This is a genomic window from Staphylococcus gallinarum, assembly GCF_000875895.1.
Classification (GTDB): Bacteria; Bacillota; Bacilli; order Staphylococcales; family Staphylococcaceae; genus Staphylococcus; species Staphylococcus gallinarum.
On record NZ_JXCF01000215.1, the window covers coordinates 1 to 241 of the forward strand.

The window sequence follows — 241 nt, forward strand, 5'->3', positions numbered from 1 at the left end:
TTTCTCCGCTACCCACAACTCATCCGCTCACTTTTCAACGTAAGTCGGTTCGGCCCTCCATTCAGTGTTACCTGAACTTCAGCCTGGTCATGGGTAGATCACCTGGTTTCGGGTCTACGATCAAATACTCAACGCCCTATTCAGACTCGCTTTCGCTACGGCTCCACATTCACTGCTTAACCTTGCATCAAATCGTAACTCGCCGGTTCATTCTACAAAAGGCACGCCATCACCCATTAAC

General features: G+C 49.4%; 1 rRNA gene. It reads right to left on the reverse strand.

The window, feature by feature from the left end:
• Positions 1-241: ribosomal RNA gene (locus SH09_RS14125) — 23S ribosomal RNA — on the reverse strand; the annotation flags it as partial.